19 protein-coding genes and 1 riboswitch are annotated in these 18,055 nt (G+C 71.2%); of the genes, 8 read left to right on the plus strand and 11 right to left on the minus strand.

The features are described 5' to 3' along the window. Positions 1 to 154: 154 nt before the first annotated feature. The 5 genes from AB0F04_RS25995 to AB0F04_RS26015 all read left to right on the plus strand — a co-directional run bounded on the left by AB0F04_RS25995 (position 155) and on the right by AB0F04_RS26015 (position 5,050). Positions 155 to 904: an ATP-binding cassette domain-containing protein gene (locus AB0F04_RS25995; protein ID WP_362045062.1), complete on the plus strand. Its 750-nt coding sequence runs from the start codon at positions 155 to 157 to the stop codon at positions 902 to 904. Further along, positions 886 to 2,529, plus strand: coding sequence for a hypothetical protein (locus AB0F04_RS26000; protein ID WP_362045064.1), 1,644 nt, complete (start codon positions 886 to 888; stop codon positions 2,527 to 2,529). Before AB0F04_RS25995 ends, AB0F04_RS26000 begins: the two co-directional genes overlap by 19 nt. A gap of 116 nt (positions 2,530 to 2,645) precedes the next feature. Beyond that, complete coding sequence (locus AB0F04_RS26005; protein ID WP_362045066.1) at positions 2,646 to 3,053, plus strand: VOC family protein; 408 nt, start codon at positions 2,646 to 2,648, stop codon at positions 3,051 to 3,053. A 24-nt stretch (positions 3,054 to 3,077) separates the two neighbouring features. Beyond that, positions 3,078 to 4,199: an LOG family protein gene (locus AB0F04_RS26010; RefSeq protein ID WP_362045070.1), complete on the plus strand. Its 1,122-nt coding sequence runs from the start codon at positions 3,078 to 3,080 to the stop codon at positions 4,197 to 4,199. A 146-nt stretch (positions 4,200 to 4,345) separates the two neighbouring features. Further along, positions 4,346 to 5,050, plus strand: a complete 705-nt coding sequence (locus AB0F04_RS26015; RefSeq protein ID WP_362045071.1) for an LAETG motif-containing sortase-dependent surface protein — start codon at positions 4,346 to 4,348, stop codon at positions 5,048 to 5,050. A 60-nt stretch (positions 5,051 to 5,110) separates the two neighbouring features. On the opposite strand, the gene AB0F04_RS26020 is transcribed toward AB0F04_RS26015, so the two are convergent. From AB0F04_RS26020 to rlmN, 5 genes are all read right to left on the minus strand, one after another. Next, positions 5,111 to 5,908: a maleylpyruvate isomerase family mycothiol-dependent enzyme gene (locus tag AB0F04_RS26020; protein WP_362045073.1), complete on the minus strand. Its 798-nt coding sequence runs from the start codon at positions 5,906 to 5,908 to the stop codon at positions 5,111 to 5,113. 24 nt (positions 5,909 to 5,932) lie between these two features. Beyond that, positions 5,933 to 6,952: an ABC transporter ATP-binding protein gene (locus AB0F04_RS26025; protein WP_362045075.1), complete on the minus strand. Its 1,020-nt coding sequence runs from the start codon at positions 6,950 to 6,952 to the stop codon at positions 5,933 to 5,935. After that, positions 6,953 to 8,617 carry an iron ABC transporter permease gene (locus tag AB0F04_RS26030; RefSeq protein WP_362045077.1) on the minus strand — a complete coding sequence of 555 codons (1,665 nt, stop codon included), beginning with the start codon at positions 8,615 to 8,617 and terminating at the stop codon, positions 6,953 to 6,955. It abuts the gene before it with no gap. Continuing rightward, the gene (locus AB0F04_RS26035) at positions 8,593 to 9,630 is read right to left on the minus strand and encodes a thiamine ABC transporter substrate-binding protein (protein ID WP_362045521.1); all 1,038 of its coding nucleotides are present in this window, start codon (positions 9,628 to 9,630) and stop codon (positions 8,593 to 8,595) included. The genes AB0F04_RS26030 and AB0F04_RS26035 overlap by 25 nt, the downstream gene beginning before the upstream one ends. A gap of 124 nt (positions 9,631 to 9,754) precedes the next feature. After that, positions 9,755 to 9,861, minus strand: a riboswitch (TPP riboswitch). A gap of 24 nt (positions 9,862 to 9,885) precedes the next feature. Then, a complete protein-coding gene (gene rlmN / locus AB0F04_RS26040; RefSeq protein ID WP_362045079.1) occupies positions 9,886 to 10,992 on the minus strand; it encodes a 23S rRNA (adenine(2503)-C(2))-methyltransferase RlmN in 1,107 nt (368 codons plus the stop codon). 365 nt (positions 10,993 to 11,357) lie between these two features. Between rlmN and AB0F04_RS26045 the strand changes: the two genes are divergently transcribed. Both AB0F04_RS26045 and AB0F04_RS26050 read left to right on the plus strand, forming a co-directional pair. Further along, positions 11,358 to 11,546 (plus strand): hypothetical protein, encoded by a 189-nt coding sequence (locus AB0F04_RS26045; RefSeq protein ID WP_362045081.1) that lies wholly within the window; start codon positions 11,358 to 11,360, stop codon positions 11,544 to 11,546. A gap of 97 nt (positions 11,547 to 11,643) precedes the next feature. Next, a complete protein-coding gene (locus tag AB0F04_RS26050; protein ID WP_362045083.1) occupies positions 11,644 to 11,817 on the plus strand; it encodes a hypothetical protein in 174 nt (57 codons plus the stop codon). Positions 11,818 to 11,844: 27 nt separating this feature from the next. On the opposite strand, the gene AB0F04_RS26055 is transcribed toward AB0F04_RS26050, so the two are convergent. The 6 genes from AB0F04_RS26055 to rpsB all read right to left on the minus strand — a co-directional run bounded on the left by AB0F04_RS26055 (position 11,845) and on the right by rpsB (position 17,115). Continuing rightward, a complete protein-coding gene (locus AB0F04_RS26055; protein ID WP_362045085.1) occupies positions 11,845 to 12,294 on the minus strand; it encodes an SRPBCC family protein in 450 nt (149 codons plus the stop codon). A gap of 116 nt (positions 12,295 to 12,410) precedes the next feature. After that, positions 12,411 to 13,538, minus strand: a complete 1,128-nt coding sequence (locus tag AB0F04_RS26060; protein WP_362045086.1) for a phosphatidate cytidylyltransferase — start codon at positions 13,536 to 13,538, stop codon at positions 12,411 to 12,413. Continuing rightward, on the minus strand, positions 13,538 to 14,095 hold the full coding sequence (gene frr, locus AB0F04_RS26065) for a ribosome recycling factor (protein WP_053668722.1): 558 nt from the start codon (positions 14,093 to 14,095) through the stop codon (positions 13,538 to 13,540). Before frr ends, AB0F04_RS26060 begins: the two co-directional genes overlap by 1 nt. A gap of 164 nt (positions 14,096 to 14,259) precedes the next feature. Beyond that, positions 14,260 to 15,018, minus strand: coding sequence for a UMP kinase (pyrH, locus tag AB0F04_RS26070; RefSeq protein WP_053668723.1), 759 nt, complete (start codon positions 15,016 to 15,018; stop codon positions 14,260 to 14,262). Between the two features lie 184 nt (positions 15,019 to 15,202). After that, a complete protein-coding gene (gene tsf / locus AB0F04_RS26075; RefSeq protein ID WP_362045089.1) occupies positions 15,203 to 16,039 on the minus strand; it encodes a translation elongation factor Ts in 837 nt (278 codons plus the stop codon). 176 nt (positions 16,040 to 16,215) lie between these two features. Further along, complete coding sequence (gene rpsB, locus AB0F04_RS26080) at positions 16,216 to 17,115, minus strand: 30S ribosomal protein S2 (RefSeq protein ID WP_362045091.1); 900 nt, start codon at positions 17,113 to 17,115, stop codon at positions 16,216 to 16,218. A gap of 274 nt (positions 17,116 to 17,389) precedes the next feature. Here rpsB and AB0F04_RS26085 point away from each other — a divergent pair, with 274 nt between their 5' ends. After that, on the plus strand, positions 17,390 to 17,959 hold the full coding sequence (locus AB0F04_RS26085) for a M23 family metallopeptidase (protein WP_362045093.1): 570 nt from the start codon (positions 17,390 to 17,392) through the stop codon (positions 17,957 to 17,959). Positions 17,960 to 18,055: the final 96 nt, after the last annotated feature.

The following is an 18,055-nucleotide window of genomic DNA, read 5'->3' on the forward strand; positions in this document are numbered from 1 at the left end:
CCCGTTCGAGTGAGAAACGGCGGCCCGGGGCCGCGTGCTGTCCGGCGTCCCGCCGCCTTCTGCCTAGCGTGCCCAGTGACCGATCGGCCCTGCCTTCGTTCCCCCGCACGGGGGATGGCACGGGAACTACGGATCTGAACCGAGGTGTACGCGCATGGAGGCCCCGCCGGACAACGACGTGCTCTGGGCACGCGCCCTGCACTTCCAGCACGACGACGGCTCGCCCGCGCTCTGCGGCGTGTCGCTCGGCGTGCGCGAGGGCGAGATCCTCGCCCTGAGCGGCCCGCGCGGCAGCGGCAAGACGACCCTGCTGCGGTGCCTGTCCGGCCTGGTGCCCGTCCGGCGCGGCGAGGTCTGGTTCAACAGCGTGCCCGTGCACACCATGGGCCCCCTCACCCGCGAGCGGCTGCGCCGCGACCGCTTCGGCTGGATCGACCCGGCCCCCTCCCTGGTCCCGGAGCTCAACGCCTGGGAGAACACCGCCCTGCCGCTGATGCTGCGCGGCACCAGCCGGCGCCGCGCCAAGAAGGCGGCCCTGGAGTGGCTGGAGCGCCTGGACATCGGCGACAGCGCCCGCAAGCGGCCCCACCAGCTGGTGCAGGCCCAGCGGCAGCGGGTCTGCATCGCCCGCGCGCTGGCCCCCGCGCCCTCGGTGCTGTTCGCCGACGAGCCCACGGCGCCCCTGCACCGCGCCGACCGCGCCCATGTGCTGCGCACCCTCACCACCGCGGCCCGCTCCCACCGCATCACCGTCGTCCTGGCCACCCACGATCCGGAGACCGCGGCCCTCGCCGACCGCACGGTGTCCCTGCTCGACGGGCGGCGCGTGCAGACGGTGCACCTCCCGCCGGTCGCCGAGACCAACGAGCCGGAAGGCCGGGCGGCGTGCTCGCTCTCCGTCTGACGCGCGGCGCCCACCCCGCCGTCCAGCTGCGCCGTCTCCTGGTGGCGGCCGCATCGGCGGGCACGGGCTTCCTGCTGCTCTGCGCCCTCGGCTACGCGCTGGGACACCCCGGCGCTCCCGGTTCCGCCGCGCTGCGGCTGGCCTGGTGCGCGGCCCCGACGGCCGCCACCGTGTACTTCGCGGTGGCGGTCGCCCGTACCGACCCCGGCACCAAGCCCCGCGCTTCTCTCTCGGCGATCGGCCTCGGCCCGGTGCGCCTGATGGCCGTGTCGGCGACGACGACGGCGCTGGCCTGCACACTCGGCTCGATGCTGGCCCTGCTGGTCTTCCTGCATCTGCGGGGCGACCTGATGGGCATGCCCTTCGACGGCGCCGCCGCCGAGTCCCTCGCCGCGGGCCTGCCCCTGCCGCTTCCGGCCGCCCTGACCCTGTTGTCGCTCGTGCCCGTCGGCGCGTCGGTGGCGGTGGCCCTGGCCCTGCGGCCGCGCGAGACGGCGCCCGCCGAGCCCCGGCCGGCCCGGACGTACGGCCGCTTCGGCGCGTACCGGCGCACCAGCGCCCGCGAGACGTTCGGGGCGTACGGCAGGTTCGGCCGGCAGATCGTCCGGCCCACGGGCGGCCCTGCCGCGGAGCCCGCCGCGAAGGGCGGCCCGCCCACCGCCCGGACGACCGAGCCGGCCACGGCGGCGGTCGCGGGTCCCGGCGGGGTGAGCGCGGTCGCGGACCCACCGGCCCGGGTGCCGGGCCGCACGCTCGCCGGACCGGCTGAGCCGGCCACCCCGCAGACGGACGCCGGGAACCCCGCCCGGCTCCCCTCGGCCCCCCACCCGGCCTCACCGGAGGCAGCGGCCGCGAGCGCCCCGGCCGTCGATCCCGCCCAGTGGCTCAGCCCGCGCGCGGCGGAGCCGGACGCGGCAGGCGCCATCAGTCCAGCGGGGGCCCTGACGAGGCACCCGGGCTCACCCACCGCGACCCTCGACACCCCCGACGGCTTCACCGCCCCCGACGCGGCCCTGCCGGACACCACCGCCGCCCCCTCCGGTCTGCCCTGGGGCTTCACGGTGCTGGCCGCGGGCCTGGCGGTGGAGAGCTACACGAGCCGCACCTCCCCCACGCCCCCCGACCTGTCCTTCTCCGGCGCCTCCCCCGGCGTGATGGCGGGCTGGGCCCTGGCCGCCGCCGGCCTGGCCCTGGCCGGCCCGGGCCTGACGCATCTGTGCGGACGGCTGCTCCAGTCGGCCCGCCCCGGCGCCCGGCGGCTCCTGGCCGGTCGCATCCTGATGGCGGAGTCCGTTCGCATCGGGCGCCCTCTGGGCGTCGTCTGCGCGGTCCTGTCCGCCGCGTGGGCCATGGCGCTGCTGCACGCCCCCGACGGACTCGCACTCGGTCCGCTCACCACCCTCGGCGTGGTCCTCGTGACCGGCTGCACCACGGCGACGCTCCTGACGGCCGCCGTCGAAGCCCGTCAGGCCCGCGCCGGCACCACCGCCGCACTGCTGCGGCTCGGCGCCCCGGCAACGCTGCTGCGCGGCGCCGCCGCCCTGCGCGCGTGCGCCCTGCTCGCCCTGTTCGGTCCCCTCACCCTGACGGTCGCGGAACTGGCGGCGCTGCCCCTGGCACGCTGAGGCCCGCGGCCCCGCCGGAAAACTCGTACGAAAAAAATCTCCGTGCGGCGATGAGTTCCGGTCCGGCCCCCGGTCTATCCCGCGTAACGACACGGACGTGATGGGAGAGACCTGGCATGTACCAGCAGATGATCTTCGTGAACCTGTGCACCGGCGACCTCGACGCCTCGAAGAAGTTCTTCACGGAGCTCGGCTTCACGATCAACGAGCAGTTCAGCGACGACACGACCGCCTCGGTCGTGATCAGCGAGACCATCGTGGTCATGGTGCACACCGAGGAGAAGTACCTCCAGTTCACCAAGAAGGAGGTCGCGGACTCGACGAGGACCAGCGAGGTGCTGATCGCGCTGAGCGCCGAGAGCCGCGAGAAGGTCGACGAGCTGGTCGAGAAGGCGGTCGCGGCGGGCGGTTCCGTCTCGGGCGAGACCCAGGACCACGGCTTCATGTACGGCCGCGCCTTCGACGACGTGGACGGCCACACCTTCGAGGTCGTGTGGATGGACCCGGCGGCCCTCCAGGGCTGACGGTGGCTGTGCCAGCATGGGCGCGTGCAGACGATGCCCGCCCATGCGGCCCACCACGACGACCGTGAGATAGAGAGCCTCGAGGAGTTCGACGCGACCGTCTCGGCGCGCGGCAGCCTCGCCGGATACCGCGTCCAGGCCGTCGATCTGACGGACCGTACGCGCGAACTGCTCACCCACGACACCGCCGGCGCCGTCTTCCTCGGCTGCGCGATGCGCGAGGACGCGGCCGCCAAGGTCCGCGGCGACGGCGCCCTGGTCTTCCCCCCGGTACCGGGTCTGCCGTTCGACCCGTACCGCGGCCTCGTCTACTCGCCGGAGGAACTCTTCGCGTCGCTGGCCGACGGCTACGAGGCCACGCCCGACGCCCTCGCCTACGCCTGGTTCCAGCGCACGAAGGCGGACCGCGACATCCACGCGTCCATGCTGCGCTCGATCCACGACGACTCCGTCTCGGACGCGCTCGACGAACTCCTGTCCGGGGCCCGGGTCGTGGGCGTCATGGGCGGTCACGCGATGGCCCGCGGCACCGAGGAGTACGCCGGCGCCGCACGGCTCGGCCGGGAGCTGGCCAGGGCCGGCTTCACGGTCGCGACCGGCGGCGGCCCGGGCGCCATGGAGGCGGCGAACCTCGGCGCCTACGCAGCCCCCTTCGACGACACGATGCTCACCGAGTCGCTGGAACTCCTGGGCAAGGCACCGCACTTCACCCCGTCGATCACCCAGTGGGCCGCGGCCGCCTTCGAGATCCGCACCCGCTGGCCCCAGGGCGGCCGTTCGGTCGGCATCCCGACCTGGTTCTACGGCCACGAGCCGCCGAACGCCTTCGCCTCCCACATCGCCAAGTACTTCGCCAACGCCACCCGTGAGGACGGCCTGCTGGCCCGGTCGAACGCGGGCGTGGTGTTCCTGCCGGGAGCCGCCGGGACCGTCCAGGAGATCTTCGACAACGCGACGCCCAACTACTACGAGTCGCGCGGCGAACCCACGCCGATGGTGCTGGTGAACCGCGTGCACTGGACGGAGAAGCTGCCCGCGTGGCCGCTGCTCCGGTCGCTGGCCGGGGGGCGCTCGATGGAGGCGCGGATCGCGCTGGTGGAGCGGATCGAGGAGGCGCCCGAGGCGTTGAAACGTCTGGGCGGTTAATAAGAAGGCAAAGCAAGTGCTTGCAGGCTGCATATGCGTTGACACTACTTATGCGGCGCTTATAGACCTGAGGGTCTCACGGTAGTGCTGATGCTCAGTCAACACTGCCTCAGCCCCCCGCATTAGCGATCCTGTAAAGGACAAACGTGGCAGTTCTGTCCGTATCCCGCCGCGCACGTGCCGTGCGCGTCCTCGGTGTCGTCTCCGCCTCGGCCGCGCTCGCGCTCGGCACCGCCGGCAACGCGCTCGCCTGCGACATCAGCGAGTTCTCCGCCGAGGCGAAGTGCGATGGCGACAAGGGCGTCATCACGGTCACCGACGTGGACCCCGCCGGCATCCCGGCGACGGTCACCGTCTACCTGCAGAACAACGGCGCCGACGCGAAGAAGGTCGGCGAGCAGGTCGTCAAGGGCTCACGCGAAGGCACCACCATCACCTTCGCCGACGACTGGAAGGCGAACGCCGAGTACCGCATCCACGTCAAGGCCGCTTCGTACGTCGACGAGGACATCAAGCCGAACCTCGTCACCCCGGCCACGGCCTGCAAGAAGGAGGAGGAGCCCCCGGCTTCGACTCCCCCGGCGACTCCGACCCCGGCGACTCCGACCCCGTCGGCGTCCCCGTCGAAGCCCGCCGAGGAGAGCGAGAGCCCGGCGCCGGAGCCGTCGGAGAGCCGGAGCAGCTCGCCGGCGGGCAACGCGCCCGCTCCGGCCGGTGACTCCAACCTCGCCGAGACCGGTGCCGACTCCAACACCGGCCTCATCGCCGGCATCGCGGCGGCCCTGGTCGTCGTCGGTGGCGGTGCGGTGTTCTTCGGCATGCGCCGCCGCGGAGCCAACAGCGACAGCTGACGCCCGCGCCGACCGTGACGTGGCCCGTCCCCCGACCCGGGGGGCGGGCCACGTCACGTCTCATCCGAACGTCGCCCGCTCCAGCCAGAACTCCAGCAGTTCCCGCTCGCCCAGCACCTCCAACTCCGGTGCCTCAAGCGGAAGCCGGCGGTAGAACGCCAGCAGGACCGAGGTGAGCGGCCCGCGCAGGGCCACGTCCGCCTTCCGGTGACCCCGGCGCCAGGCGATGCCGTCGTCGGTGAGTTCCACGAGCCACTCGGCGTTCAGTTCCGGCCCGGTGTCGGTGGCGTGGAGGTGGATGCCGCGGCCGGCGCCGCGCAATTCCCCCGCCGAGTCGTGCGGCATGGTCCGCTGCACGTACGCCACGATCTGCAGCCATTCGTCGATCGCGTCGGCGGCGACCTCGGGCGCGACCTCGTAGGGCTGCCCGGCGGCGAGTGCGGCGTCGGCGCGGTGCACGGTGATCTCATGTGTCACCCGGCGGGCCCAGAAGCCGGAGTTGCGGATTCCCGCCCAACTCCACACCTCCGCACCGGGGCCTGCCTCCCGCAGCGTGGCGACGACCTGCTTCCCCGCCTCCGCCAGCCAGGCGTCCAGCACGACGGCATCCCCCCGCGCCTCGGGCCCGGCGAGACCCGGTACCCGCTCCTCGGGCACCTCCTCACCGGCTCGGGTCCGCACGATGAACTCCACCCAGCGCAGGGCACCGCCCAGGTGCCGTACGAGGTCCTCCAGTGACCAGTCCGGGCAGGTCGGCACCGTGCCGGACAGGTCGGCACCGGAAGTGACCACAGATCTCAACAGACGTACCTGATAGGCGATTTCATCGCAGTAGCGGTCGTGTGTGAGTGGCGTCATGCCCGCACCCTAGGGCGGGGACGATCAGTCGAGCACCACGATTTCCGCCGCGTCGAATGCCACGCCGACCTCGTCCCCCACCCCGGGTGCCGCCCGCAGCGCGCACGCCGCCTCCAGGCGCGGAGCGTCCTGGGGCTGGAGGTGGAGGGCGACGTGGGTGCCCTTGAAGGTGCGCGCGGTCACCGTGCAGCGCAGGCCCGTGTCGGCGGCCACCAGGCGCACCCCGGCGGGCCGCACCAGCAGGGTACGGGTGCCCTGCGGGGCGCCCTCCGGTACCGGCACCTTGCCCCAGGGCGTGTCCGCCGCCTCCGTCCCGACGGTCGCCTCGGCCACGTTCTCGAAGCCGAGGAAGCGGGCCACGAAGGCGTCGGCGGGTCGCTGCCACACCTCCAGGGGGGTACCGGACTGGGTGATCCGCCCGTCCCGCATCACCACGACCCGGTCGGCCAGCGCGAAGGCCTCCCCCTGGTCGTGCGTCACGGCGAGCACGGTCGTGCCCAACCGGCCGAACAGTTCCTTCAGTTCGACCACCAGCCGTTCCCGCAGCGACCGGTCGAGCTGCCCCAGCGGCTCATCCAGCATCAGCAGCCGCGGGTTCGGCGCGAGGGCCCGGGCCAGTGCCACCCGCTGCTGCTCCCCGCCGGACAGCGCGGCGACGGCCCGGCGGCCCGCACCCGGCAGGCCCACGAGGTCCAGCAATTCCTGGACCCGCTCTGCCCTTTGCCGCTTCGGCTCGCCGCGCATCCGCAACCCGAACGCCACGTTGCCTGCCACGTCCCGCTGCGGGAAGAGCTGGTGGTCCTGGAACATCAGCCCGACCCCGCGCCGGTGCGCGGGCACGCCTGCCTGGTCACGCCCGTCGAGCACGATCCGGCCGGCGTCGAGCGGCTGCAGCCCGGCCACCGCCCGCAGCAGGGTCGACTTGCCGCTGCCGCTCGGCCCGAGCACACACACGATCTCGTGCTCGGCGAGCTCCAGATCGACGGCGTCCAGCACCGTAGTCCCGCCGAAACGGACCGTCGCGCCTTCCAGGCTCAACAGCATCTAGAACTCCCCCGTCCGGTCCGTCCGCAGCCTCTCCAGCACCAGCAGGGCCACCGCGCACACCACCATCAGCATCGTCGAAAGGGCCATGGCCTGGCCGTAGTTGAGGTCTCCGGGCCGCCCGAGCAGCCGGGCCACGGCCACCGGCAGCGTCGGCCGGTCGGGGCGCGCGATGAACACCGTCGCGCCGAACTCCCCGAGCGACACGGCGAAGGCGAACCCGGCCGCGATCAGCAGCGCCCGCCGCACCATCGGCAGGTCCACCTCCCGCCACACCCGCCAGGGCGAGGCCCCGAGCACCGAGGCCGCCTCCCGCAGCCGCACGTCCACCGCCCGCAGCACGGGCAGCATGGTCCGCACCACGAACGGCACCCCGACCAGCGCCTGCGCGAGCGGCACCAGGATCCAGGAGGCCCTGAGGTCCAGCGGCGGCTCGTCGAGGGAGATCAGGAACCCGAAGCCGACGGTCACCGCGGACACCCCGAGCGGCAGCATCAGCAGCGCGTCGAAGCCGCGCACGAACCGTCCGGCGTCCCGGCGGGTGAGCGCGGCCGCGGCGAGCCCGCCGATCAGCACGGCGATGAGCGTGGCGGCGACGGCGTACGACAGGGAGTTGCCGATCGCCTCGATGGGCGCGACCAGGAACACTCCCCCGTCCTCGCGGGTCAGCGCCCGGTAGTAGCCGAGGTCCGGCGCGCCCAGGGACCGCTGCACCAGCACGGCGAGCGGCAGCACGAGCAGCACGGCGACGGTGACGAGCACCCCGCCGAGCAGTGCCCACTGCCCCGCTCCCCGTGGCCTGCGCCCGGTCACGGACGCGTCCACCAGCCGCAGCGCGGTCTCCCGCCGCCGCACGGTCCAGGCGTGCAGGGCGAGGATCGCGCCCACCGCGACGAACTGGACGAGAGTCAGCACGGCCGCCGTGGACAGGTCGAAGATCTCCGAGGTCTGCCGGTAGATCTCCACCTCCAGGGTGGAGAAGGTGGGCCCGCCGAGGATCTGCACGACGCCGAAGGAGGTGAAGGTGAACAGGAAGACCATCAGCGCGGCGGCGGCCACGGCCGGGGCGAGCGCGGGCAGGGTGACCTGCCGCCAGGCCCGCAGCGGGGACGCCCCGAGCATGCGCGCGGCCTCCTCCTGCCGCGGGTCGAGCTGCGCCCAGAGCCCGCCGACGGTCCGGACGACGACCGCGTAGTTGAAGAAGACGTGCGCGAGCAGGATCGCCCACACGGTGGTGTCCAGCCGTACGCCCCACAGCTCGTCGAGCAGCCCGCCCCGCCCGACGAGCGCCAGGAACGCCGTGCCGACGACGACCGTCGGCAGCACGAACGGGACGGTCACGACCGCCCGCAGGACCTGCTTGCCGGGGAAGTCCAAGCGGGCGAAGACGTACGCACCGGGGAGGGCGACGAGCAGCGTGAGCGCGGTGGAGACCAGCGCCTGCCAGGTGGTGAACCACAGGACGTGCCGGACGTCGGACTGCGCCAGCACCTCCCCGATCCGCCCGAGGTGCCAGGTCCCGTCCGCCTTGAGACCGCGCGCGACGATCGCGGCGACGGGGTAGGCGAAGAAGACGGCGAAGAACGCGACGGGCACGGTGAGCAGACCGAGCCGCGCCGCGCTTCCGCGCCTCCTGCGGGCTACTTCAGAACGAGTGAAATCCACGACTTGACCCACTGGTCACGGTGGTCGGCGATCTTCGCCGGGGCCATGGTCTCCGGGTCCTTCGCCTGCGGCCCGTACTTCGCGAACTCCGGCGGCACCTGGGCGCCCTCGCGCACCGGGTAGACGAACATGTTGAGCGGCATGTCGTCCTGGAACCTCTTGCTGATGAGGAAGTCGAGGAGGGCCTTGCCGCCCTTGGTGTTCTCGGCGTTGCTGAGCAGCCCCGCGTACTCGACCTGCCGGAAGCAGGTGCCCTCGGCGACCCCGGTCGGGGCGGCCGTCGGCTTCGGGTCGGCGTACAGCACCTCGGCGGGCGGCGAGGAGGCGTACGACACGACGAGCGGCCGGTCGCCCTTGGCCTTCTTGCCGCTGCTGGAGCCGGAGAACTCCTCGTTGTAGGCCTGCTCCCAGCCGTCGACGACCTTCACGCCGTTGGCCTTGAGCTTCATCCAGTAGCCCTCCCACCCGTCGTCGCCGTACTCCGCGACCGTGCCGAGCAGGAAGCCCAGGCCGGGCGAGGACGAGGAGGCGTTCTCGGTGACGAGCAGGTCCTTGTACGCGGGCTTGACCAGGTCGTGGAGAGTCCGCGGAGGCGCCAGCTTGCGGTCGGCGAAGTACTTCTTGTCGTAGTTGACGCAGATGTCGCCGGTGTCGATGGGGGTGACCCGGTGCTTGTCCTGGTCGACGCGGTACTCGGGCAGGATCAGGTCGGATCCCTTCGCCTCGTACGACTGGAAGAGGCCGTTGTCGAGGGCGCGGGACAGCAGCGTGTTGTCGACGCCGAAGAAGACGTCGCCTTGCGGGTTGTCCTTGGTGAGGATGGCCTTGTTCACGGCCTGCCCGGCGTCGCCGTCCTTGAGGACCTGGACCTTGTACCCGGACTGCTTCTCGAAGGCCGCGATGACGTCCTTGGACGCGGCCCACGAGTCGTGGCTGACGAGCGTCACGGTCTTGGAGTCGCCGGACTCCTGGCCGCCGCCGGACGACCCGCAGGCGGCGAGCGTGCCGGCCATGCCGAGCCCGACGACCGCCGCCGTCAGCCGCTTGATGTTGTTACGCACTGGATTCCTCCTGGAGTGACCAGGAGAAGACGCGGCCCCGCCCGGGACTTCCGGGGTCCCGGGCAGGGCGCAACAGCTCGAGTGATGACCGATCTCCCTACCCAGAATGACCTGGGCCAGGTTCGGAGGGTCTGCGGCCGTGTGCCGCACTCTCAGCGCTGTGGCGCTCCCCTGTCGGAATATGCAGATGTTCTTACGGCGGTCAGACTACCGTTCGGTGGCGGCGAGCTGACCACACGCCCCGTCGATCTCCTGGCCACGGGTGTCCCGGATCGTCACCGGCACACCATGGGCGGCGATCGCCTCCACGAACGCCTTCTCGTCCTCGGGTCGCGAGGCGGTCCACTTGGAGCCGGGCGTCGGGTTCAGCGGGATCAGGTTCACGTGCACGGGCTTGCCCTTGAGCAGCCGTCCGAGCCGGTCACCGCGCCAGGCCTGGTCGTTGATGTCCCGGATCAGCGCGTACTCGATGGACAGCCGGCGCCCCGACTTGGCGCTGTACTCGAAGCCGGCGTCCAGCACCTCGCGCACCTTCCACCGGGTGTTCACCGGCACGAGGGTGTCGCGCAGCTCGTCGTCGGGCGCGTGCAGCGAGATGGCGAGACGGCACTTGAAGCCCTCGTCGGCGAACCGGTGGATGGCCGGGACGAGGCCGACGGTGGAGACGGTGATGCCACGCTGTGAGAGACCCAGGCCGTCGGGCTCGGGGTCGGTGAGCCGCCGGATGGACCCGATGACCCGGTTGTAGTTCGCGAGCGGCTCGCCCATGCCCATGAACACGATGTTGCTGAGCCGGGCCGGGCCCCCGGGAACCTCCCCGTCCCTGAGCGCCCGCATGCCGTCGACGATCTGATGCACGATCTCGGCGGTGGACAGATTCCGGTCCAGGCCCGCCTGCCCGGTCGCACAGAACGGGCAGTTCATTCCGCAGCCGGCCTGCGAGCTGATGCACATGGTCACCCGGTCCGGGTAGCGCATCAGCACGGACTCGACGAGCGTCCCGTCGAACAGCCGCCACAGGGTCTTGCGGGTGGTGCCCTGGTCGGTCGACAGATGCCGCACGACGGTCATCAGCTCGGGCAGCAGCGCTTCCTGCAGCCGCCCCCGGGAGCCGGCCGGGATGTCGGTCCACTGCTCCGGATCATGCGCGTACCGCGCGAAGTAGTGCTGCGAGAGCTGCTTGGCACGAAACGGCTTCTCCCCGACCGCGGCGACGGCCTCCTTGCGCTCGGCAGGAGTGAGATCGGCGAGATGCCTCGGCGGCTTCTTGGCTCCGCGGGGGGCGACGAATGTGAGTTCTCCGGGTGCAGGCATAACCCTCCCAGTGTCGCAGATCCGCTCGGGTGACCTGCAGCCGTCGGTGGCTACGGCCGTCAGGTGGCTGCGGCTGTCGTCAGGTGGCTGCGGCTGCCGCCAGGCTGCTACGGCTGTCGTCGGTGGCCGTCACCGGTCGCCGCTGAGCGCCCCTCGGGACGGCCCGGAGACGGCCCGGGTGCGATCATGCGTCGTCCCGTACCACTCGTCGAGCCGGACCCCCGCCTGGACTCCGGTCATCTCGCTCAGGCGCCGACCTGCGCGAACGGGTCGGACCTGTGAGGTGCCGGCACAGCCGGTAGGCCACCCGCAGCGAGGCGTGCCTGGCAGGATGGGCCGACCATCACAAGAAACGGGGGTCGAGCATGCTCGTGCTCATATTGTCGGTCGTCGTCCTGCTCGTCATCGGCGGCAGTGTCTGCGTGTTCTGGACAGCCCGGGGGGACGCCCCGCGCTGGGCGCGTGGTGTGGCCAAGGCCACGCTGCTCGGCAGTGAACTGGCCCAAAGTGCGGGCCGGAGTTCCCGCTCACGGCAGAGCGGCGAGGACGACTAGGCGTCCCCGCCGCGCGGACTCGTACGGCTTGGGCGCGGACCGGGCCCGAGCCTGCGAAACCCTGCGTTCCCCCCGAGGGACGGGGCACGCGCGAGTCATGACCGCCTTCTACCTGACGTACGCGGCCCACTCGGCCCCGGTGCAGCTCGCGGAGAAGCGGCAAGGCCCCCCGTGGTTCAAGTGGGCCTTTCTCGGGGTGTGGGCACTCTGCGGCGTGTTCGTTCTGCTCAAGCTGCGGCAGAACGGCTGGAAGTTCCCCCGGCGGCGCTGAGCCGAGCCGAGCCGCCGGAGGGACGCCTTACCCGGTCGTCTGCTCCAGTCGGTCCTTGAGGAGCTGCTCGTTGCGTGGGAGTTCCTTGCGGGCCTGGGGGCGCACGACCAGTGGGACCAGGACCTTGCCCATGCCGTGGCCCTCGAAGTCGATGTCGATCGTGACGTGCGATCGGCGGCCCTCGTCGTAGGGCTCGACCTCGCCGTGCACCTGGGCCCGGACCGGGCCGTCGACACCGCGCATGCCCCAGCTGTGCGGCGGGTCGTACTCGGTGACCTCCATGGTCATCGGCATGACACGGCGGCCGACGTGCCGACTGACCCGGACCTTGCTGCCGATGCCCACGGGCCCCTCGTCCAAGCGCTCCGCGGACACGGCGCTCAGCTGCCACTCCGGCATGTGCCCGGCGTCCATGACGTACTCGTAGACCTCCTCGGGACGGCGGTCGACGACGATGCTCTCTCGGATGATGGCCATGATGGCCTCCTTTGGGAGGTACATCTGCATCGTCCCACTTCAGGCCCCCGGACGTCTCCCCGAGACGGCAGCGAGCCCCCGGCCGAAAGGGCGGGGGCTCGCTGACGGAGTTCGTCTCAGCCGGATCCGACGAACAGCACGAGCAGCAGCCACACCACCGGAGCCGTGGGCAGCAGCGAGTCGAGCCGGTCCATGATGCCGCCGTGCCCGGGCAGCAGCGTGCCCATGTCCTTGATACCGAGGTCCCGCTTGATCATGGACTCGCCGAGGTCGCCGAGCGTTGCGGTGACCGCGACCGCGAGCCCCAGCACCAGTCCCTGCCACCAGGCACCGTCGTCGATGAGGAACTGCATGCACAGGGCCCCCGCGACCATGGCGAAGGACACCGCGCCGAGCAGGCCCTCCCGGGTCTTGCCGGGGCTGATGCGCGGGGCGAGCTTGTGCCGGCCGAACCGCCAGCCGACGGCGTAGGCACCCGTGTCGCTGACGACCGTCAGCAGCAGGAAGGTGAGCACCCGCTGCGGCCCGTCGTCCGCGGTCAGCATCATCGCGACGAAGGTCGCGAGGAACGGCACGTAGAACGCCGCGAAGACACCGGCCGTGACGTCCCTCAGATAGTTCTCGGGCGGTTCGGTCATGCGCCAGACCAGGACGGCCAGGGCCGTGAGCGCCATCGCCACCCACGCGCCCTCGGCACCCCGCACGTACCCGGCGACGACCATCGCGGCACCACCGAGCGCCAGCGGCACGAGCGGCGCCCGGATGCCCCTGCGCTCCTCCAGCCGCTTGGTCAGCTCCCACAGGCCCACGACCACGGCCACCGCGACGACACCGACGAACACGGCCTTGACGACGAACAGCGAGGCGACGATCACCACACCGAGCCCGACGCCGACCCCTATCGCGGCACTCAGGTCGCGACCCGCGCTCTTCTTCGGCGGCTTGGGCGCCGGCTGCGAGGCGTCGGGCATGGGCTCCGGATTCGTGTCGTTTCGGACCGGGGTGCCGCTCAGCCGAGCAGCTCCCCGGTCGTCATCCTGGTTACCGCCGAATTCGGTCACGTCGGGCACGATGGGCATGGGGCGAGTCTGAGGCGCTTCATACGCATCGTATGCGGGACCCGCCGGAGCGGCCCCTTGGACGTGCCCCTGGCCCGGACCCCGGACGTGCCCGTGACCATGCCCTTGGTCGGTGGGCCCCCAGTACCCGGCCTGTGGCGGCGCCCCCCAGGAAGAGTCGTTCATCAGACCTCGAGCAGCTCCGCTTCCTTGTGCTTCAGGAGCTCGTCCACCTGCGCGACGTACTTCGCGGTGGTGTCGTCGAGCTCCTTCTCCGCACGGCGGCCCTCGTCCTCGCCGACCTCGCCGTCCTTGATCAGCTTGTCGATGGCCTCCTTGGCCTTGCGGCGAACGGAGCGGATCGAGATCTTCGCGTCCTCGCCCTTGCCCTTGGCGACCTTGATGTACTCGCGGCGGCGCTCCTCGGTGAGCTCGGGGAACACCACACGGATGATGTTGCCGTCGTTGCTGGGGTTGACGCCCAGGTCGGAGTCGCGGATCGCCTGCTCGATGTTCCGCAGCGCGGTCTTGTCGAACGGGGTCACCACGGCCATGCGCGGCTCGGGCACGGAGAACGAGGCCAGCTGGTTGATCGGCGTCGGCGCGCCGTAGTACTCGGCCACGATCTTGTTGAACATCGCCGGGTGCGCACGGCCGGTGCGGATCGCGGCGAAGTCCTCCTTGGCGACCACGACGGCCTTCTCCATCTTCTCCTCGGCCTCGAGGAGGGTCTCTTCGATCACCACTTGCTCCTGCGTGTCTTGAGTAGGCCCGGCTGCGGTTCCTGTGGGGCGGCGGCCGGCTGCGTCGCGTCTTCTTTCTGCACGGTTCCCGACCGGCGGGACATTGTCCATCCCCCGGCCCGGCTCCGTCCCGTCCGTCCCCCGGACGGGGTTGTACCCGGGTGTCAGTCCCGGCTGCCGGGGTCCCCCACCAGCGTGCCGATCTTCTCACCCTTGACGGCACGTGAGATGTTGCCCTCCGCCAGCAGCTCGAAGACCACGATCGGGAGCTTGTTGTCGCGGCACAGGGTCACGGCCGTGGCGTCGGCGACCTTCAGATCGCGCGTGATGACCTCGCCGTAGCCGAGGTGATCGAACTTCACCGCGTCGGGGTTGGTCTTGGGGTCGGAGTCGTAGACCCCGTCCACGCCGTTCTTGCCCATCAGCAGCGCCTCGGCGTCGATCTCCAGGGCGCGCTGCGCGGCGGTGGTGTCGGTGGAGAAGTACGGCATGCCCATACCGGCGCCGAAGATGACCACACGGCCCTTCTCCAGGTGCCGTACGGCGCGCAGCGGGATGTACGGCTCGGCGACCTGGCCCATGGTGATGGCGGTCTGCACCCGGCAGTCCACGCCCACCTTCTCCAGGAAGTCCTGGAGGGCGAGGCAGTTCATGACCGTGCCGAGCATGCCCATGTAGTCGGAGCGGGCCCGGTCCATGCCTCGCTGCTGGAGTTCGGCACCGCGGAAGAAGTTGCCGCCGCCGATGACGACCGCGATCTGGGCGCCGTCGCGCACGACGGCCGCGATCTCGCGGGCGATCTTGTGCACCACGTCGGGGTCGACGCCCAGGCCGCCGCCACCGGAGAAGGCCTCTCCGGACAGCTTCAGCAGAAACCGGCCGCTCACTTTGCCGTCGTCGCTCTTCTGGGCCTTGGTGGTCATGGGGGATCCCGCCTCTTTCACGTGTTGCACATACCAAGAAGGCCATTGCCGGTGGGGCGTGTTTCGCATCCCATACGGCAATGGCCTCCTCGTCAGATCTGCTGTCGTCCGCCACTGGTGTGACGGCGTACGCGGACGACTGCTGTCGACCCTATCCGGGTCGGGCGTCGAGCGCGGTACGGACTCAGATGCCGACCTTGATGCGCGTGAAGCGCTTCAGGGTGACACCGGCCTCGTCCAGGATCTTCTGGACGGACTTCTTGTTGTCGAGCGCGTACGGCTGGCCGAGCAGCGTGGCGTCCTTGAAGAAGCCGTTGAGGCGACCCTCGACGATCTTCGGCAGGGCGGCCTCGGGCTTGCCCTCGGCGCGGGTGGTCTCCTCGGCGACGCGGCGCTCCGACTCGACGACCTCGGCCGGCACGTCCTCCTTGGAGAGGTACTTCGGCGCGAAGGCGGCGATGTGCTGGGCGACGCCCTTGGCGATCTCCGCGTTCGGCTTGTCCAGCTCGACGAGGACACCGATCTGCGGGGGCAGGTCGGGCATCGTGCGGTGCATGTACGCCGTCACGTAGCCGTCGGCGAACTGCGCGAAGCGGTCCAGGACGATCTTCTCGCCCAGGTTGGCGTTGGCCTCGTCGACGAACGCCTGGACGGTCTTGCCGGCCTCGATCTCGGAGGCGAGCAGAGCCTCGAGGTCGGCCGGGGAGGTCTTGGCGACGTGCTCGGCGATCTGGTTGGCGACGGCCTGGAACTTCTCGCCCTTGGCGACGAAGTCCGTCTCGCACTTCAGCTCGACGATGACGCCGGAGGAGTTGTCGTCGGCGATGATCGAGACCACGGCGCCGTTCTCGGCGGAGCGGCCCTCGCGCTTGGCGACGCCCTTCTGGCCCTTGATGCGGAGCGCCTCGACGGCCTTCTCGACGTTGCCCTCGGCCTCGTCCAGCGCCTTCTTGCAGTCCATCATGCCGGCGCCCGTGAGCTCACGGAGCTTCTTGACGTCGGCGGCGGTGTAGTTCGCCATGAGTCTGTGAATCTCTCTCGAAGTCTGGAAGATCGAAGATCTGCGGATGCGCTCCATGGAGCAGGAGCGCGCTGTCCTTCCGCTGACCTACGGGTGAACGGCGGGAGCGGACCTCACCGCGCCGAGGGCGCTGTGCAGGCAGTACCGCTCCCGCCGTCACCACGGGACTGACGGGGTCAGGCCTGCTCGGCCTCGGCCGGCTTCTCGTCCTCGGCCGGCTTCTCGGCCTCGGCGGCGGGGGCCTCGGCCGGAGCGGCCTCGGCGACCGGAGCCTCAGCGGCGGGGGCGGCCTCGTCGGCCTTCTTCTCGCCCTCGAGCAGGTCGCGCTCCCACTCGGCCAGCGGCTCGCCCGCGGCCTTCTCGCCCTTGCCCTCGGTGGCGACACCGCTGCGGGCGATGAGGCCCTCGGCGACGGCGTCGGCGATGACGCGGGTGAGCAGGGTGACGGAGCGGATCGCGTCGTCGTTGCCCGGGATCTTGTAGTCGACCTCGTCGGGGTCGCAGTTGGTGTCGAGGATCGCGACGACCGGGATGTTCAGCTTCCGGGCCTCACCAACGGCGATGTGCTCCTTCTTGGTGTCCACGATCCAGACGGCGCTGGGCACCTTCTGCATCTCGCGGATACCGCCGAGGGTCTTCTCCAGCTTGGCCTTCTCGCGCGAGAGCACGAGAAGCTCCTTCTTGGTCAGACCGGAGGCGGCGACGTCCTCGAAGTCGATCTGCTCGAGCTCCTTGAGGCGCTGCAGACGCTTGTAGACGGTCGAGAAGTTGGTGAGCATGCCGCCCAGCCAGCGCTGGTTGACGAAGGGCATGCCGACGCGGGTGGCCTGCTCGGCGATGGCCTCCTGCGCCTGCTTCTTGGTGCCGACGAACATGACCGTGCCGCCGTGGGCGACGGTCTCCTTGACGAACTCGTAGGCGCGGTCGATGTACGACAGCGACTGGAGCAGGTCGATGATGTAGATGCCGTTGCGCTCCGTGAAGATGAAGCGCTTCATCTTCGGGTTCCAACGACGGGTCTGGTGACCGAAGTGGACGCCGCTCTCCAGCAGCTCCCGCATCGTGACGACGGCCATGGCCGTATCTCCTTGATTTTCTCGGTTGTGCCGCGGATGCCGGACGGCTTCCGCGCCTGACGCCCACTGCGCGCCGTTCCACGAGGGACCGAGGGGCGCTGACACGGGCCCGTTGCCGGGGTTCGTGTCGGGGCGTGCGAAGTCGACCCGATGGCTCGGGTCGCCACCAGAAGTGTACGGGACCCGCGGGGCCCCGGGTGACGCCGTTGTCCACAACCGGCGGGTGATCCACAGCCGGGGGCTGCGCAGGGTGATGTTCCGGGACGCTTTGCCCATGCGAGTGAACCGGTGTGTCCGCGTGTGTACGCGTCTGATCCTGCTGCTGCTCCTCACGGCGTGGGCCTTGCTGGCCCCGCCGCCGCGGCTGCTCGCGGCGGGTTCCCTCCTCGAGGACCCCGCCGTGCCGGCGGTCGGCCGCGCCTGGCCCGTCGGCCTGCGCCCTCCGGTCCTGCGCGGCTGGGAACCGCCGGCGACGGTCTACGGCCGCGGCCACCGGGGTGTCGACCTGGCGGCGGCACCGGGAACGCCGGTGCGGGCGGTGGCTGCGGGCCGGGTCTCCTTCGCGGGCAGGGTGGCCGGAAAGGGTGTGGTCTCCGTGGAGCTGGCGGGCACCGGCGACCCGCCTCTGCGCACGACCTACGAACCCGTGACGGCGTCGGTGGCGGAGGGCGACGAGGTGGAACCGGGCGAGGTGATCGGCACGGTGGACGCGACCGGCTCGCACTGCACGGCTGCTTGTGTGCACTGGGGCCTGCGGCGCGGGGAGACCTATCTGAATCCGCTGTCGCTCCTGCCGCCGTGGTTGCTCAGCCGGGGCCCCTCCAGGCTGCTGCCGGTGTACTGACCCGGCTGCGGGCGGTCATGCCGCGGGGGCGACGGGAGCCGCTGCTCGAGTAAAGCCGTGGGCTCGGGTGAGGGTGGGCGCGGCGCGCGTGGCTCC

The organism is Streptomyces sp. NPDC029041 (assembly GCF_040637515.1).
Classification (GTDB): domain Bacteria; phylum Actinomycetota; class Actinomycetes; order Streptomycetales; family Streptomycetaceae; genus Streptomyces.

Bases quoted from the DNA above. Each gene is read 5' to 3' on its own strand.
- AB0F04_RS25995 (WP_362045062.1), top strand. From the start codon at position 155: ATGGAGGCCCCGCCGGACAACGACGTGCTCTGGGCACGCGCCCTGCAC.
- AB0F04_RS26005 (WP_362045066.1), top strand. From the start codon at position 2,646: ATGTACCAGCAGATGATCTTCGTGAACCTGTGCACCGGCGACCTCGAC.
- AB0F04_RS26020 (WP_362045073.1), bottom strand. From the start codon at position 5,908: ATGACGCCACTCACACACGACCGCTACTGCGATGAAATCGCCTATCAG.
- AB0F04_RS26025 (WP_362045075.1), bottom strand. From the start codon at position 6,952: ATGCTGTTGAGCCTGGAAGGCGCGACGGTCCGTTTCGGCGGGACTACG.
- AB0F04_RS26035 (WP_362045521.1), bottom strand. From the start codon at position 9,630: ATGGCCGGCACGCTCGCCGCCTGCGGGTCGTCCGGCGGCGGCCAGGAG.
- rlmN (WP_362045079.1), bottom strand. From the start codon at position 10,992: ATGCCTGCACCCGGAGAACTCACATTCGTCGCCCCCCGCGGAGCCAAG.
- AB0F04_RS26045 (WP_362045081.1), top strand. From the start codon at position 11,358: ATGCTCGTGCTCATATTGTCGGTCGTCGTCCTGCTCGTCATCGGCGGC.
- AB0F04_RS26050 (WP_362045083.1), top strand. From the start codon at position 11,644: ATGACCGCCTTCTACCTGACGTACGCGGCCCACTCGGCCCCGGTGCAG.
- AB0F04_RS26055 (WP_362045085.1), bottom strand. From the start codon at position 12,294: ATGGCCATCATCCGAGAGAGCATCGTCGTCGACCGCCGTCCCGAGGAG.
- AB0F04_RS26060 (WP_362045086.1), bottom strand. From the start codon at position 13,538: ATGAACGACTCTTCCTGGGGGGCGCCGCCACAGGCCGGGTACTGGGGG.
- pyrH (WP_053668723.1), bottom strand. From the start codon at position 15,018: ATGACCACCAAGGCCCAGAAGAGCGACGACGGCAAAGTGAGCGGCCGG.
- tsf (WP_362045089.1), bottom strand. From the start codon at position 16,039: ATGGCGAACTACACCGCCGCCGACGTCAAGAAGCTCCGTGAGCTCACG.
- rpsB (WP_362045091.1), bottom strand. From the start codon at position 17,115: ATGGCCGTCGTCACGATGCGGGAGCTGCTGGAGAGCGGCGTCCACTTC.
- AB0F04_RS26085 (WP_362045093.1), top strand. From the start codon at position 17,390: ATGCGAGTGAACCGGTGTGTCCGCGTGTGTACGCGTCTGATCCTGCTG.